This is a genomic window from Streptomyces sp. NBC_01537 (assembly GCF_045040445.1).
In the GTDB taxonomy this organism is placed as follows: Bacteria; Actinomycetota; Actinomycetes; order Streptomycetales; family Streptomycetaceae; genus Actinacidiphila.
Genome location: NZ_CP109392.1, coordinates 2,465,587 through 2,479,910 on the forward strand (window position 1 = coordinate 2,465,587; position 14,324 = coordinate 2,479,910).

Here is a 14,324-nt window from a genome sequence, read left to right on the forward strand (position 1 = left end):
CCGATTAATGAAATGTTCAGGGAAGTCTGTGGATCCACTCATGCGCTTGTAACAAACTCCCAGCCCATGGGACTCCTCGACAACGTCAGCAACGCCCCTTGCGGGAGCGAGAGCAAGCCGTCGGCCCGGGGAGCCACCGTCTGGCTCACCGGTCTCCCGAGTGCGGGCAAGACCACGATCGCCCAGACCCTCGCCGGGCGGCTGCGCGGCACCGGCCGCCGCGTGGAGGTGCTGGACGGTGACGAGATCCGCCGCTTCCTGTCCGCCGGCCTCGGCTTCAGCCGCGAGGACCGCAACACCAACGTCCAGCGGATCGGCCTGGTCGCCGAGATCCTGGCCCGCAACGGCATCGTCGTCCTCGTCCCGGTCATCGCGCCCTACGCCGACAGCCGCACTGCGGTCCGCGAGCGTCATGCGCGCAGCGGCGCCTGCTTCTACGAGGTGCATGTCTCCACACCGGTCGAGGTCTGCTCCGCCCGCGATGTGAAGGGTCTGTACGCCCGGCAGGCAGCCGGTCAGCTCACCGGGCTGACGGGTGTGGACGACCCTTACGAGGCCCCGGAGCGGCCCGACCTGCGCATCGACACCCAGGACGCGGCGCCCGAGGATTCGGCCGGCGCGGTGTACGCGATGCTGGCGGCGCGGGGGCTGGTGAAGTGAGCCCCCTGCACCCGGCCGACGTCCGGCGGCCGGAGATCACCCGCCCGGAGTACGGACGAGCTGAATGACGAGCTGAATCCAGCCCGTCCGGCGATTGAGGCAGAAAACGAGGCCCGCACCTGTGAGCAGGTGCGGGCCCCGGATGCGTACAGCGCGGAGCGCCTAGTGGACCTCGGTGATCTCCGGGCCGCGGCGCATCGGGTCGATGCCGTCGGAGAAGCGGCCCTCGGCGTCCTGGGAGACGCCCTCGGGCACCATCTGGGCGTCGTTGGGCAGCTTGAGGACGATCGGGTCGCGCGGGGCCATCGGGGATTCACCGCGCAGGACGACGGTGTCACGGAAGACGGCTTCGAGCAGTCCGGCGGCCTGGGGCTGGACGGCGCCCTGGCCGGAGATGACGCCCCGCAGGAACCAGCGGGGGCCGTCGACGCCGACGAAGCGGACCAGCTGGACGCCGTTGGTGCCGTCGGGCAGCTGCACGGGGACCTGCGCGCGCAGTTCCCAGCCGAGAGGGCCCTCGACGAGGTCGACGATGCCGCCCTGTTTGGTGATGCCGGAGGCGATCTCGTCCCGTACCTCGCCCCAGATGCCCTCGGACTTGGGGGCGGCGAAGGCCTGCAGCTGGATGGCGCTGTCGCGCAGCACCACCGTGGCGGCCACGATGGACTCGCCGGCCACCTCGACCCGCAGTTCCATGCCCTCGACCCCGGGCACGAACAGCCCGCCGAGGTCGACCCGGCCCTCGCCGGGCTCCTTGACCTCGCTCACATCCCAGGGGCCGTCCGGCCGCGGGGCGGGCGGAAGGTTGTACCGACGGGACTCCCCGGAGTCGTCAGCCGACTCCTCGGCGTCTTCGGCCAGCTCGTCAGCGCCATTGGCTTCGAGCTCGTCGAGGGCGTCTGCGCGCTCCTTGCGACGACGTCGGAACACGTCACTTTCCTTCCCGGTCTGCTGCGATGACCGAAGCGTATCCATTGCCGGCCTCGGGCGTTACCACCCCGCCCACCATCGAGGGATGTCCCCCGGTGGAGCCGAAGCCCCCAGTGCCCCTGGCAGAGTCCGGCAGCTCCGCGACCTCGTGGAAGCGGACCCGCTCGACCTGCTGGACGACCAGCTGGGCAATCCGGTCGCCCGGCTCGAACCGCACGCTCTCACGCGGGTCCAGGTTGACCACGATCACCTTGATCTCTCCACGGTACCCGGCATCAATGGTTCCCGGGGCATTCACCATGGCCACACCGCAGCGGGCGGCCAGTCCGCTGCGCGGGTGTACGAAGGCCGCGTACCCCTCGGGGAGCGCGATCGCCACTCCGGTGGGCAGCACCGCGCGCTCGCCGGGGGCGAGTTCCGCGGCCTCGGTGGTGATCAGGTCGGCGCCCGCGTCGCCCGGCTGCCCGTACGCGGGGACGGGGACGCCGGCGTGCAGGCGCCGGAGCTGCACATCCAGGAACGGACGGCTCACGGGTTCACCTCGAAGGCGCGGGCGACCCGCACCTGGTCGGGGTCGGCCATGGCGGCATTGACCTCTTCCGGGCGGCCGTTGTTCGTGAAGTGTTCGAGCTTGACCTCGATGAAGAGCGCGTCCGCGCGGACCGCGACGGGCCCGTCGGGGGCGCCGATCCGGCCGGTGGCGGTCGCGTAGATCTTGCGCCCGGCGACGGCGGTGACGCGCGCGTCCAGGAAGAGGGTGCTGCCGACCGGGACGGGGCGTACGTAGTCGGTCTCCAGGCGGCCGGTGACCGCGATGGTGTGCAGCAGCCAGGTGAGCGAGCCGAGGGTCTCGTCCAGCGCGGTGGCCAGTACGCCGCCGTGCGCGAGGCCCGGGGCGCCCTGGTGGGCGGGCTGGACGGTGAACTCGGCGGTGACGCTCACCCCGTCCCCCGCCCGCGCCTGGACGTGCAGGCCGTGGGGCTGTGCCTCGCCGCACCCGAAACACTGGTCGTAGTGCGCCCCGAGCACCTCACCGGGCGCGGGCGCGTCGGGGTGCCGCACCGGTGCGGCCGCGTCCGGTGGCGGGGTAAGGCTTGTTGCTCGACTCACGCGGGAGACCCTACCCTCCTGCGGGATCCTTTCCAGCCGTGTGTCCGTTGGTCCTTCCAGCACTGCCCAGCACTGGAGCGCCCATGAGTCCGAAGTCCGTCGTCGTCACCGGAGCCGGCAGCGGAATCGGCCTCGCCATCACTCTTGAGCTCGCGCATGCCGGTTTCGACGTGATCGGCAGCGTGCGCAGCGAGGACAAGGCGGACGCCCTGCGCAAGCAGGTGGAGCGGACGGGGGCGGCGGTGCGCACGGTGCTGCTCGATGTCACCGACCCGACCTCCACCGTCAAGGCCTTCACCGAGATCGCCACGATGACCGACGGCGGCCCCTGGGCCGTGGTCAACAACGCGGGTTTCGCCCAGCCCGGTGCGATCGAGGACGTGGACGACGAGCAGGTGCGGCGGCAGCTGGAGACCAATCTGATCGCCCCCGCGCGCATCGCGCGCCTGGTGCTGCCCACCATGCGCGAGCGGCGCGCGGGCCGGATCGTCAACATCTCCTCGATCTCCGGCCGGGTCTCGATGCCGATGCTCGGCTGGTACTGCGCCAGCAAGCAGGGCCTGGAGGCGGTCACCGACGCCCTGCGCATGGAGACCGCGCCGTTCGGGGTGAAGGTCGTCCTGATCGAGCCGGGCTCGTACGCCACCGGGATATGGCAGCAGTCCGCCGGCCTGCTGCCGGAGAGCCGGTCCTCCGCGTACGCCGACCAGTACGAGGCCGTCGGCGGCGTGCTCGGCCGCGACCTGCCCGGGCCCCGCCCGGTCGCCCTGGCAGTGCTCAGGGCCCTCACCGCCCGCCGCCCTCAGCCGCGCTACCTGGTGGGCGGCAACGCCCGTTCCGCGGCCGTCCTGGACGCCGCGCTGCCGACCGCCGCCACGGACTGGGCCAAGCAGCTCGCGACGGGCCTGCGCGCGGCGCCGCCCCGGGCCGCGCGGGCCGTGGAGCGGGTGCGCGGCCGCCTCGGGCGCTGAGAGCCTGTGTCTGAGCCCCGGCCGGGCGCCCGCCGCCTGGCACGCACGCCCGCTGACCCGGCCGGGGCTCAGACACAGGCTCTGACAGGGCGGCCTGGAGCGTCTGCGAAGCTGGGCACATGCAGCCTTACGACGAACGCCTCACCGTGCCGCGCTCCTGGTGGCTCATCGCCGCCGGCTCCGGGTTCGCCTTCGCGCTGATCCTGCTGCCGGTGGGCACCCTGCCGATGCTGGCGGGCCTGGTCGGCGGCGGGGCGCTGGCGGCCGCCGCGGTGAGTTCGTACGGGTCGGCGCGGATCCGCGTCGTGGCGGGTTCGCTGGTCGCGGGGGACGCGAGGATCCCGGTGGAGGCGCTGGGCGAGGCGACGGTGCTGGACGCCGACGAGGCGATCGCCTGGCGGCGTCACAAGGCCGACCCCCGGGCTTTCATGCTGCTGCGTGCGTACATCCCGACGGCGCTGAAGGTCGAGATCACGGACCCGGCGGATCCGACGCCGTATGTGTACCTGTCGACCCGCTCGCCGCAGCGGCTGGCCTCCGCGCTGGACGCGGTCAGGGCTCGATAGCCGGCCGCTCGTCGGGCGGGCCCAGCACGTCCCAGGGCACCAGGTGCTCGCGGAGGTCCTTGCGGACACGCTCGGCGAGTCTGTGGGTGTCGCGCCGGTTCATGACGGCGCCGATGGCCGCCCCGACCATGAACGGGGTCAGGGTCGGCAGATTGCGCATGGTGCGCTTCAGGAGCTGCTGGCGCAGCTCCCGTTTCATTCTCACGCCGAGCGCGAGGTCGAGCGTGGACGGCTTGGTGACATCGATGCCACGCCGCTGGGTCCACTCGGCGAGATAGACGGTCGCGCGCTGCCGTACGGAGCCGTGGGCGCGCAGCCCGTAGACCTCGTGCAGCTCGGCGATGAGCTTGTACTCGACGACGGCGACCGCGAAGGTCTCCGTCACCAGCTCGGCCGCCATCGCGGGCGGAGTGGGCAGCATCGCGGCCGCCCCGACGCCCGCGCCGACGGTCGCGGTGCTCTTCACGGCGCCGCTGATCAGCTTGTCCGCGATCTCCTCGGGGCCCAGGCCCGGGAACTGTTCCCGGAGCGTGGCGAGGTCGCGTACGGGAATCCGCGGGGCCGTCTCGATGAGCCGTTCCGCGAGGGTTGTGAGCCCCTTGCGGCCGACTCCGAGCGCCTCCCTGGTGCGGGAGCCCCATGAGGAGCCCCTGGCGGCGCCCACAGCGCCTCCGGCGCGCTGGGCAGGGTCTGCGCCATTCGCGTCCTGTGCGCCCGCGAGCGAGGCCACGTGGCCTCGCTCGTCGCCGCTTCCCATCCCAGTCAGGCCGCGCAGTCGCGGCAGATGGGGTTGCCGTTCTTCTCCGAGGCCAGCTGGCTCCGGTGGTGAACGAGGAAGCAGTTGAAGCAGGTGAACTCGTCGGCCTGCCGGGGCAGCACGCGGACCGAAAGCTCCTCGTTGGAGAGATCGGCGCCCGGCAGCTCGAGGCCCTCGGCCTGGTCGAACTCGTCGACGTCCACTGCGGACGTGGACTTCTCGTTCCTGCGGGCCTTCAGCTCCTCGATGCTGTCCTCGTTGACGTCATCGTCGGTCTTGCGTGGTGTGTCGTAGTCAGTTGCCATGTTGGTCGCTCTCCCCCTCTGGGTGTCTGCGGTGTCTCCAGCGCACGTAACGCGTGGGAGGCCGGTCTTGTGCCCGACCCGAAGCGGAGATTTTGCCTTACATCAAGTGCCGTTACTCAATCGACACCCAACCGAACCCCCGAAGAGGTGATCGCATCGGCTGCCGCCCATGACCGGAAACAGTCCTCATGTCGCGCCTTGCTCACGCCACCGTGTGTACTTCCCGTGATCATGACCTGCGGAAACATGGATTTTTCGGAACTTTTTCCGATCTTCGTGATCACGGAGTGTACATGCGGCCCGATTCGTCTGTGCGATCGCTCACAGGGTCCCTCGCGGGGACCCAGACCGCAAAATTCCGCGCAAAGCGAACAAGCTCCGGGCCTGTCACGGGACCGTCACAAGACTTTGGCGATCTTCGTCACATCGGAATGGCGACCGTCATGACCAGGCCGCCGCCCTCGCGCGGCACCGCCGTGATCGTCCCGCCATGGGCCCGCGCCACCGACCTGGCGATGGAAAGCCCCAGGCCGACGCCCTTGTCACTGCCGGTCCGCTCGGTGCGAAGCCTGCGGAACGGCTCGAAGAGGTTGTCGATCTCGTACGCGGGGACGACCGGACCGGTGTTGGAGACGGTGAGCAGCGCGTGTCCGGCCGCCGAGCCCGTCGAACCCGTCGTCACCTCGACCCAGCCATCCTCGGGGGCGTTGTAGCGCACCGCGTTCTGCACCAGGTTCAGCGCGATCCGCTCCAGCAGCACCCCGTTGCCCTGCACCACCGCGGGCTCCAGCGTGCTGCGCAGCTCCACGCCCTTGGCGGTGGCCTCGGCGCGGGTCTGCTCCAGGGCCTGGGAGGCCGCCTCGGCGACGTCCACGGGCTTGCGGTCGGTGATCTCGTTGTCGCTGCGGGCCAGCAGCAGCAGGCCCTCCACGAGCTGCTCGCTGCGCAGGTTGGTGGCCAGCAGGGTCCTGCCGAGCTGCTGCAGGTCCGGCGAGACGTCCGGGGCGGAGAGCTGTACCTCCAGCAGGGTGCGGTTGATCGCCAGCGGCGTGCGCAGCTCGTGCGAGGCGTTCGACACGAATCTGCGCTGCGCGTCGAAGGAGTTGTCCAGCCGCTCCAGCATCTCGTCGAAGGTGTCCGCGAGCTCCTTGAACTCGTCGTCCGGACCGTCCAGCTCGATCCGGCGCTTCAGGTCGGAGCTGGCGACACCGCGCGCGGTGCGGGTGATCCGGCCCAGCGGGGACAGCACCCGGCCGGCCAGGAGGTAGCCGACGGCGAAGGCGAGGACGGCGAGGCCGATGAGGGCCATGAGCGAGCGCTTGAGCAGATTGTTCAGCGCCAGCTCGCGCTGGTGCTGCATGCACTCGCTGATCGCCTGCGTGAACTGCTGGTCGGTGCCCGAGGTCGGCAGGGTGCAGTCCGGGCTGGTGGGCGCCACCTGCCCGGAGAGCAGCCGGAAGGGCAGCTCGTTGCCCTCGTGCAGGGCCTGCGCGGCGAGCAGGTAGATGATCCACAGCAGCACGACGCCCGCGATGAGAAACATGCCCCCGTAGAGCACGGTGAGCCTTATCCGGATCGTGGGGCGCAGCAGCGGCACCTGCCGCACCGTGGGCTTGGGATCCCAGGTCGGCTTGGGCGGCACGACGGGCGGTGGCGGGGTCGGGGTGGCAGCGGTCATGGGGATCAGATCCGGTAGCCGGAGCCGGGCACGGTGACGATCACCGCGGGCTCGCCGAGCTTGCGTCGCAGCGTCATGACCGTGACACGCACCACATTGGTGAACGGGTCGGTGTTCTCGTCCCAGGCCTTCTCCAGCAGCTGCTCGGCGGAGACCACCGAACCCTCGCTGCGCATGAGCACCTCCAGCACGGCGAACTCCTTCGGCGCCAGATGGACCTCCTTGCCGTCCCGGAACACCTCCCGGCGGTTCGGGTCCAGCCGGATGCCCGAGCGCTCCAGCACCGGCGGCAGCGGAGCCGTCGTACGGCGGCCCAGTGCCCTCACCCGGGCGGTCAGCTCGCTGAAGGCGAAGGGCTTGGGCAGGTAGTCGTCCGCCCCCAGCTCCAGGCCCTCCACGCGGTCGCTGACATCACCGGAGGCGGTCAGCATCAGGACCCTGGTGGGCAGCCCGAGCTCCACGAGCTTGCGGCAGACGTCGTCCCCGTGGACGACCGGGAGGTCGCGGTCCAGGACCACGACGTCGTAGTCGTTGACCCCGATCCGCTCCAGGGCGGCTGAGCCGTCATAGACGACATCGACGGCCATGGCCTCGCGTCGCAGTCCGGTGGCTACCGCATCGGCGAGCAGCTGCTCGTCCTCGACAACCAGTACGCGCAAGGCGCTGTTCCTTTCGCTGAGCATGGGACATCGCCATGGGACATCCCCCGTACATCGTGCACCGGAGCCCCGTAAACGGGCGGTAAGCAGCGCGAAGACCGCCAATGGAGCGGGGCCCCAAGATTCTTCCGCATACCGATGTTTGCCCTCCGGTTGGCCTGGGGAGGACGACTTCAACCCCCGATCACGCCCACTGGGCGTCCCGTCATCGTCCCGTGGCAGAGCTGCCGCGTGATCCGAGGGGCTTGGACAACACCTCGGAGACACCCTGTGTCACCCACGACGACGAGGGGGCGCCATATGGACGCGTTCACCACTGGAATCCTCCAGCGCATACACAGCACCGAGTACGACCTGCGTCTCGCGAGGGAGTCAGGGGACGACTTCCTCGCCGAGGTCGAGCAGGCCGAGCTCGACGATCTTCGCCGCCTTGCCGCCGAGCACGGCGTCGAGGTCCTCCCGAAGATCGCCTGACCGAAACCCGGCCGCTCGCCCCGGACACCGATTGCGGTGCCGGGGCGTTTGCGTGCGAGCTTCTACGCCCGTAGATGCGGGAGCGCGGCCCGGCACCATCGGGGTACGGCCCATTCGCCGGGTTGCGCAGCCCGCCGGCTGCGCTTGTCCTCAAACGCCGGACGGGCTGAATTGCCCTAGTCGTGCCAGGCGCCCAGTTCGTCCAGGAGCTGCTGGAGCGGCTCGAAGATGCCCGGGACCGCGGCGAGGGCCAGGTCGGGGTTGGGGGGCTCACCGGGGCGGCCGCCGGTGAGGGCGCCGGCTTCGCGGGCGAAGAGGGCGCCGGCGGAGTAGTCCCAGGGGTTGAGGCCGCGCTCGTAGTAGCCGTCGAGGCGGCCGGAGCCGACGTCGCAGAGGTCGATGGCGGCGGAGCCGGCGCGGCGGATGTCGCGGAGGCGGGGGATCAGCCGGCGGGCGACCTCGGCCTGGTGGGTGCGGACTTCGAGGCGGTAGCCGAAGCCGGTGGAGACCAGGGCCTGTTCGAAGGGCGGCGCTGGGCGGCAGTGCACCCGCTCGCCGTTGGTGAAGGCGCCCCGGCCGAGGACGGCCCGGTAGGTCTCGCCGCGCATGGGGGCGGCGACGACGCCGACGACCGTCTCGCCGTGGAGCTCGGCGGCGATGCTGACGGACCAGGAGGGGAGCCCGTAGAGGTAGTTGACGGTGCCGTCGAGCGGGTCGATGACCCAGCGGACGCCGCTGCTGCCCTCACTGCTCGCGCCCTCCTCGCCCAACAGGCCGTCGTCCGCGCGGTGTTCGCCGATGTAACCGGTGATGAGCTTCTCGGTGGCGATGTCCATCTCGGTGACGACGTCGATCGGGCTGCTCTTGGTGGCGGCCACGCCGAGATCCGCCGGGCGGCCGTCGCGCAGCAGCGCGCCCGCCCGGGCGGCGGCCTCCAGGGCGATGGCGAGGAGTTCGTCCTTCAGGTCCTCCAGGTTCCCGGTCACTGCGCACCTGCAGCGGCGGGGCGCGGGCTGCGGGCCGGGCAGCAGCCGGCCGGGCAGATGTCGTGGCCGGCGCCCAGCTTGCCGAGGGCGCAGCGCTCGACGGCCTCGCCACGCTCGGTCGCGACGCGCTCCAGCACCAGTTCGCGCACCGCCGCCGCGAAGCGCGGGTCCGCACCGACGGTCGCGGCGCGGGCGACCGGGAGGCCGAGTTCGGCGGCCTTGGCAGCGGCCTCGGTGTCGAGGTCGTACTTGACCTCCATGTGGTCGGAGACGAAGCCGATCGGCACCATGACGGCGGCCGGGGCGCCCTCGGCGGACAGCTCCTCCAGGTGGTCGCAGATGTCGGGCTCCAGCCAGGGGATGTGCGGGGCGCCGCTGCGCGACTGGTAGACGAGCTTCCAGGGCCGGTCGACGCCCGTCGCCTCGCGTACGGCGTCGGCGATCACCTGGGCGGTGTTCAGGTGCTGGGCGACATAGGAGCCGCCGTCGCCGTGGTCCTCGACGGGCCCGGAGGTGTCGGCGGCGGCGGTCGGGATGGAGTGGGTGCAGAAGGCGAGGTGGGCCCCGTCGCGTACGTCGCCGGGCAGCTGGGCCAGAGCGGTGAGCACGGCGTCGGTCATGGGCCGCACGAAGCCGGGGTGGTTGAAGTAGTGCCGCAGTTTGTCGACCTGCGGGACCGGGCGGCCCTCGGCCTGCAGGACGGCGAGCGCGTCGGCGAGGTTCTCGCGGTACTGGCGGCAGCCGGAGTAGGAGGCGTATGCGCTGGTGGTGAGGACGAGGATGCGGCGGTGGCCGTCGTCGGTCATCCGGCGCAGGGTGTCGGGGAGGTAGGGCGCCCAGTTGCGGTTGCCCCAGTAGACGGGGAGGTCGAGGCCGTGCTTGGAGAAGTCCTTGCGCAGGGCGTCGAGCAGTTCGCGGTTCTGCGCGTTGATGGGGCTGACACCGCCGAAGAGGAAGTAGTGCCGGCCCACCTCCTTCAGGCGCTCGCGCGGGATGCCCCGGCCGCGCGTCACGTTCTCCAGGAAGGGGACGACGTCGTCGGGCCCTTCGGGGCCGCCGAAGGACAGCAGAAGCAAGGCGTCATACATGCCTCAGATCCTGCCACCCCCAGGTGACGGCGCCGAAAAGCACTTGCCGGGCTCCGTAAGCTGTATACGACAGCTACGTGCCTTCCCGCGCCTCATCGACCGCCGGCGACCACGCCGTGGAGACTCCTTGTCCAGCCCCTACCGCGCGATATTCGCCGCCCCCGGCACCAAGGGGTTCTCCGCCGCCGGGTTCATCGGGCGGATGCCGATGTCGATGCTCGGCATCGGCATCGTGACGATGATCTCCCAGGTCAACGGCCGCTACAGCCTCGCCGGCGGGCTCGCCGCCACCCTCGCGCTCGCGCAGGCGGCGGTCGGCCCGCAGGTGTCCCGGCTGATGGACCGCTTCGGGCAGCGGCGGGTGCTGCATCCCGCGACCGCGGTGACCCTGGCGGCGGTCGCGGGGCTGCTGGTGTGCGTACGGGCCGGGGCGCCGGACTGGACGCTGTTCGTGTGCACGATGGTGGCGGGGGGCTGTATGCCGAGCCTCGGGGCAATGGTGCGGGCCCGCTGGGCGACGGTCCACGGGGCGGCGCCCGGCCTGCTGCACACGGCGTACTCCTTCGAGTCCGTGGTCGACGAGGTCTGCTTCATCATCGGCCCGATCCTGTCCATCGGGCTGTGCACGGTCTGGTTCCCCGAGGCGGGCCCGCTGCTCGCCGCGCTCTTCCTCGCCACGGGTACGTATCTGCTCATCGCCCAGCGCTCGACAGAGCCGCCGCCGCATCCGCGCGAGCATCTGGCGGGCGGTTCGGCGCTGCGCTCGCGCGGGCTCCAGGTGCTGGTGCTGACCTTCATGGCGACCGGCGGCATCTTCGGGGGCGTGGACGTGGCCACGGTGGCCTTCGCCGACGAGCAGGGCCACGCGGGGGCGGCGAGCCTGGTCCTGGCGACGTGGGCGTCCGGTTCGTGCCTCGCCGGCATCGTCTTCGGGCTGCTCAAGCCCAAACGTCCGGCATCTCACAGGTTTTTGCTGGGCGTGAGCCTGATGGCGGTGAGTATGATCCCGCCACTACTGGTCGGAAACTTGTGGATCCTGGCCGTGGCGCTGTTCGTCTCGGGTCTGACCGTCGCACCGACGATGGTCACCACCATGGCCCTGGTCGAGCAGCTGGTACCGCGCGCGAAGCTCACCGAGGGCATCACGTGGACGATCACCGGGCTGGCGGTGGGCGTGGCGATCGGCGCCTCGCTGGCCGGGACGGTGATCGACGCGGCCGGGGCCCGGGCGGCGTACGCGGTGCCGGCCTCCGCCGCTGCGCTCGCCGCGGTGGTGGCCTTCCTGGGGCAACGCCGGCTGCGGCCGGCACCGGAGCTGGAAGGGTCTCGTACTGATGGGCACCACGAGCACGATGAACAGGACCGCCGGGAAGGCCGCGTGGCATAACTGGGCCGGCACGGTCACCGCCCGCCCCCAGCGGATCGTCGCCCCCGCCTCGGTGGACGAGCTGTCCGCCGCGCTGCGCAAGGCGGCCGAGGACGGGCTGACCGCCAAGGCCGTCGGCACCGGGCACTCCTTCACCGCGGCGGCCGCCACCGGCGGCGTGCTGATCCGCCCCGACCGGCTGAGCGCGATACGCGCGATCGACCGCGAGGCCGGCACCGTCACGGTCGAGGCGGGCGTGCCGCTGAAGCAGCTGAATGCCGCCCTCGCCGCCGAGGGGCTGTCGCTGACCAACATGGGCGACATCATGGAGCAGACGGTGGCCGGCGCCACCAGCACCGGCACCCACGGCACCGGCCGCGAGTCCGGCTCGATCTCCGCCCAGATCACCGCACTTGAGCTGGTCCTCGCCGACGGCTCGGTGCTCGCCTGCTCTTCCGACGAGAACCCCGACGTCTTCGCCGCCGCCCGGGTCGGCATCGGCGCCCTGGGCGTCGTCAGCACCATCACCTTCGCCGTGGAGCCGGTCTTCCTGCTGACCGCCCGCGAGGAGCCGATGTCCTTCGACCGCGTCACCGCCGAATTCGACGCGCTCACCGCCGAGAACGAGCACTTCGAGTTCTACTGGTTCCCGCACACCGACGGCTGCAACACCAAGCGCAACAACCGCAGCCAGGGCCCCGCCGCCCCGGTCCCGGCGGTGCGCGGCTGGATCGACGACGAACTGCTCTCCAACGGCGTCTTCCAGGCCGCCTGCTCCTTCGGCCGGGCCGTGCCCTCCGCGATCCCCGGCATCGCCCAGGTCAGCAGCCGCGCCCTGTCCGCGCGCACCTACACCGACATTCCGTACAAGGTCTTCACGCATCCGCGCCGGGTCCGCTTCGTGGAGATGGAGTACGCGGTCCCGCGCGAGGCCGCGGTGGGTGTGCTGCGCGAACTCAAGGCCATGGTCGAGGCCTCCGACTTCCGGATCAGCTTCCCGGTCGAGGTCCGGGTCGCCCCGGCCGACGACATCACCCTGTCGACGGCCTCCGGGCGCGACAGCGCGTACATCGCCGTGCACATGTACCGCGGCACGCGCTACCAGGAGTACTTCACGGCGGTCGAGAAGATCATGACCGCGCACGGGGGACGGCCGCACTGGGGCAAGATCCACACCCGCGACGCGGAGTACTTCGCCGGGGTGTACCCGCGCTTCGCCGAGTTCACGGCGCTGCGCGACCGGCTGGACCCGGGACGGCTGTTCGCCAACGACTACCTGCGGCGGGTGCTCGGCGAGTAGGGCCTGTCCGGTGCGGCGCGTGCGTTCGGTCCGGGTGCCGAAGGCACGCGCTAAATCCGTGGACCACTTTCGAGTGACATGTGAAGATCACTGCTGAACTCCCGTACGGCGGCACAAGTTCGACGGCGCGGCACCCCATCCGGTGGCCCAAATGGAGTACTGTGACGAATCCGGGGAGGGGATCCCGTCGGCGCTCGTGACGCTGGGTGACTCGTTTGGTCACGCAGAGTTGCAAATAGGTAACCGTGCCATAACGGCGAGTCACGGCACATGCCCGACACGCCGGAAAACTCAGCAAGGTTGTGGCAGGCTGCACCCGGGCAGGTCACACTCGTCCATCGGGAGCAGCGACGCACGTGACGTCGGCAGGCACCACCCGGGAGGTAACCGTGCCCGAACTGCGTGTCGTGGCTGTCAGCAACGACGGCACACGACTGGTGCTCAAGGCTGCCGACAACACGGAGTACACCCTCCCCATCGATGAGGGACTGCGCGCCGCCGTGCGCAACGACCGTGCGCGGCTGGGCCAGATCGAGGTCGAGAGCCACCTGCGCCCCCGCGACATCCAGGCGCGGATACGAGCCGGTGCCTCCGCCGAGGAGGTCGCACAGCTCGCCGGCATCCCCGTCGAGCGGGTCCGCCGCTTCGAGGGCCCCGTCCTCGCCGAGCGCGCCTTCATGGCCGAGCGCGCCCGCAAGACCCCCGTACGCCGCCAGGGCGAGAGCACCGGGCCGCAGCTCGGCGAGGCCGTCGCCGAGCGGCTGCTGCTGCGCGGCGCCGAGAAGGACACCGTCCTGTGGGACTCCTGGCGCCGCGACGACGGTACGTGGGAAGTCCTGCTGGTCTACCGCGTCGCCGGTGAGCCGCACTCCGCGAGCTGGACCTACGACCCGCCCCGGCGGCTCGTCCAGGCCGTGGACGACGAGGCGCGCGCCCTGATCGGTGAGACCGCCCCGGCCGCCGACGCCCAGGCCGAGCCGAGCTTCCCCTTCGTGCCCCGGATCGCCCGCCTGCCGCGCGACCGCCCCCTCGACCGTGCGATGGACCGTCAGCTCGGCGGCCCGGACCGGCCGGACGAGCGCACCGCGGCTGCCGCCTCGACCGCGGCCGCCTCGGCCTCCGCGTCCGTGGAGGACGAGCGCGACTCGCTGACCAGCCTGCTGGAGGCCGTGCCGAGCTTCCGTGGCGACATGGTCGTACCCGCCCAGACGCCCCCGCCGGATGCCGCGCCCGCCGCCGAGCAGGCCGACGAGGAAGCCCTTGAGGAAGCCGCGCCCCCGGCCCCGGCAGCCAGCGCGGGCTCCGCGTACGCGGATGTCCTCATGCCGCGTTCCGTCGCCGGCCACCGCGACCGCCTCGTCGGCACGACGGACCGCCAGGCGGAGGCCGACGGCGTCCGCCCGGGCCGCCGGGCGACGGTGCCGAGCTGGGACGAGATCGTGTTCGGGAGCCGGCGCAAGAAGCAGGAGTAGTA

16 protein-coding genes are annotated in these 14,324 nt (G+C 71.3%); 7 read left to right on the forward strand and 9 right to left on the reverse strand.

The window, feature by feature from the left end; translation table 11 throughout:
- Positions 1 to 66: 66 nt before the first annotated feature.
- The gene (gene cysC / locus OG607_RS11425) at positions 67 to 660 is read left to right on the forward strand and encodes an adenylyl-sulfate kinase (protein WP_405722145.1); all 594 of its coding nucleotides are present in this window, start codon (positions 67 to 69) and stop codon (positions 658 to 660) included.
- Positions 661 to 822: 162 nt separating this feature from the next.
- On the opposite strand, the gene OG607_RS11430 is transcribed toward cysC, so the two are convergent.
- Genes OG607_RS11430 through OG607_RS11440 form a run of 3 tightly spaced genes read right to left on the reverse strand, consistent with a single transcriptional unit; the run spans position 823 to position 2,700 of the window.
- Positions 823 to 1,635, reverse strand: coding sequence for a DUF3710 domain-containing protein (locus tag OG607_RS11430; protein ID WP_405722147.1), 813 nt, complete (start codon positions 1,633 to 1,635; stop codon positions 823 to 825).
- Complete coding sequence (gene dut, locus OG607_RS11435) at positions 1,592 to 2,122, reverse strand: dUTP diphosphatase (protein ID WP_405722150.1); 531 nt, start codon at positions 2,120 to 2,122, stop codon at positions 1,592 to 1,594. Before dut ends, OG607_RS11430 begins: the two co-directional genes overlap by 44 nt.
- Positions 2,119 to 2,700, reverse strand: a complete 582-nt coding sequence (locus OG607_RS11440; RefSeq protein WP_405722153.1) for a PaaI family thioesterase — start codon at positions 2,698 to 2,700, stop codon at positions 2,119 to 2,121. Before OG607_RS11440 ends, dut begins: the two co-directional genes overlap by 4 nt.
- A gap of 83 nt (positions 2,701 to 2,783) precedes the next feature.
- Here OG607_RS11440 and OG607_RS11445 point away from each other — a divergent pair, with 83 nt between their 5' ends.
- Both OG607_RS11445 and OG607_RS11450 read left to right on the forward strand, forming a co-directional pair.
- On the forward strand, positions 2,784 to 3,671 hold the full coding sequence (locus tag OG607_RS11445) for an SDR family oxidoreductase (RefSeq protein WP_405722156.1): 888 nt from the start codon (positions 2,784 to 2,786) through the stop codon (positions 3,669 to 3,671).
- A 119-nt stretch (positions 3,672 to 3,790) separates the two neighbouring features.
- A complete protein-coding gene (locus OG607_RS11450) occupies positions 3,791 to 4,237 on the forward strand; it encodes a DUF3093 domain-containing protein (protein WP_405722159.1) in 447 nt (148 codons plus the stop codon).
- On the opposite strand, the gene OG607_RS11455 is transcribed toward OG607_RS11450, so the two are convergent.
- The 4 genes from OG607_RS11455 to OG607_RS11470 form a co-directional block, all read right to left on the reverse strand.
- Positions 4,224 to 4,901, reverse strand: a complete 678-nt coding sequence (locus OG607_RS11455; protein WP_405722162.1) for a hypothetical protein — start codon at positions 4,899 to 4,901, stop codon at positions 4,224 to 4,226. The two genes, OG607_RS11450 and OG607_RS11455, sit on opposite strands and share 14 nt — an antisense overlap.
- 98 nt (positions 4,902 to 4,999) lie before the next feature.
- The gene (locus OG607_RS11460; protein WP_329311530.1) at positions 5,000 to 5,299 is read right to left on the reverse strand and encodes a DUF4193 domain-containing protein; all 300 of its coding nucleotides are present in this window, start codon (positions 5,297 to 5,299) and stop codon (positions 5,000 to 5,002) included.
- A 421-nt stretch (positions 5,300 to 5,720) separates the two neighbouring features.
- Positions 5,721 to 6,977 carry a sensor histidine kinase gene (locus tag OG607_RS11465; RefSeq protein WP_405722165.1) on the reverse strand — a complete coding sequence of 419 codons (1,257 nt, stop codon included), beginning with the start codon at positions 6,975 to 6,977 and terminating at the stop codon, positions 5,721 to 5,723.
- 5 nt (positions 6,978 to 6,982) lie between these two features.
- A complete protein-coding gene (locus tag OG607_RS11470; RefSeq protein WP_405722167.1) occupies positions 6,983 to 7,636 on the reverse strand; it encodes a response regulator transcription factor in 654 nt (217 codons plus the stop codon).
- A gap of 300 nt (positions 7,637 to 7,936) precedes the next feature.
- Between OG607_RS11470 and OG607_RS11475 the strand changes: the two genes are divergently transcribed.
- Positions 7,937 to 8,110 (forward strand): hypothetical protein, encoded by a 174-nt coding sequence (locus OG607_RS11475; protein WP_405722170.1) that lies wholly within the window; start codon positions 7,937 to 7,939, stop codon positions 8,108 to 8,110.
- Between the two features lie 176 nt (positions 8,111 to 8,286).
- On the opposite strand, the gene OG607_RS11480 is transcribed toward OG607_RS11475, so the two are convergent.
- Both OG607_RS11480 and OG607_RS11485 read right to left on the reverse strand, forming a co-directional pair.
- Positions 8,287 to 9,096, reverse strand: coding sequence for an inositol monophosphatase family protein (locus OG607_RS11480; protein WP_405722172.1), 810 nt, complete (start codon positions 9,094 to 9,096; stop codon positions 8,287 to 8,289).
- Positions 9,093 to 10,184 carry a ferrochelatase gene (locus OG607_RS11485; protein WP_405722174.1) on the reverse strand — a complete coding sequence of 364 codons (1,092 nt, stop codon included), beginning with the start codon at positions 10,182 to 10,184 and terminating at the stop codon, positions 9,093 to 9,095. The genes OG607_RS11480 and OG607_RS11485 overlap by 4 nt, the downstream gene beginning before the upstream one ends.
- A 127-nt stretch (positions 10,185 to 10,311) precedes the next feature.
- On the opposite strand from OG607_RS11485, the gene OG607_RS11490 reads away from it, so the two are divergent.
- From OG607_RS11490 to sepH, 3 genes are all read left to right on the forward strand, one after another.
- Entirely contained in the window at positions 10,312 to 11,571 is a 1,260-nt protein-coding gene (locus OG607_RS11490) for an MFS transporter (RefSeq protein WP_405722176.1), read from the forward strand.
- Positions 11,519 to 12,850 carry a D-arabinono-1,4-lactone oxidase gene (locus OG607_RS11495; RefSeq protein WP_405722179.1) on the forward strand — a complete coding sequence of 444 codons (1,332 nt, stop codon included), beginning with the start codon at positions 11,519 to 11,521 and terminating at the stop codon, positions 12,848 to 12,850. Before OG607_RS11490 ends, OG607_RS11495 begins: the two co-directional genes overlap by 53 nt.
- A 356-nt stretch (positions 12,851 to 13,206) precedes the next feature.
- Positions 13,207 to 14,322 carry a septation protein SepH gene (sepH, locus tag OG607_RS11500; protein ID WP_405722182.1) on the forward strand — a complete coding sequence of 372 codons (1,116 nt, stop codon included), beginning with the start codon at positions 13,207 to 13,209 and terminating at the stop codon, positions 14,320 to 14,322.
- The last annotated feature ends 2 nt before the right edge of the window (positions 14,323 to 14,324 follow it).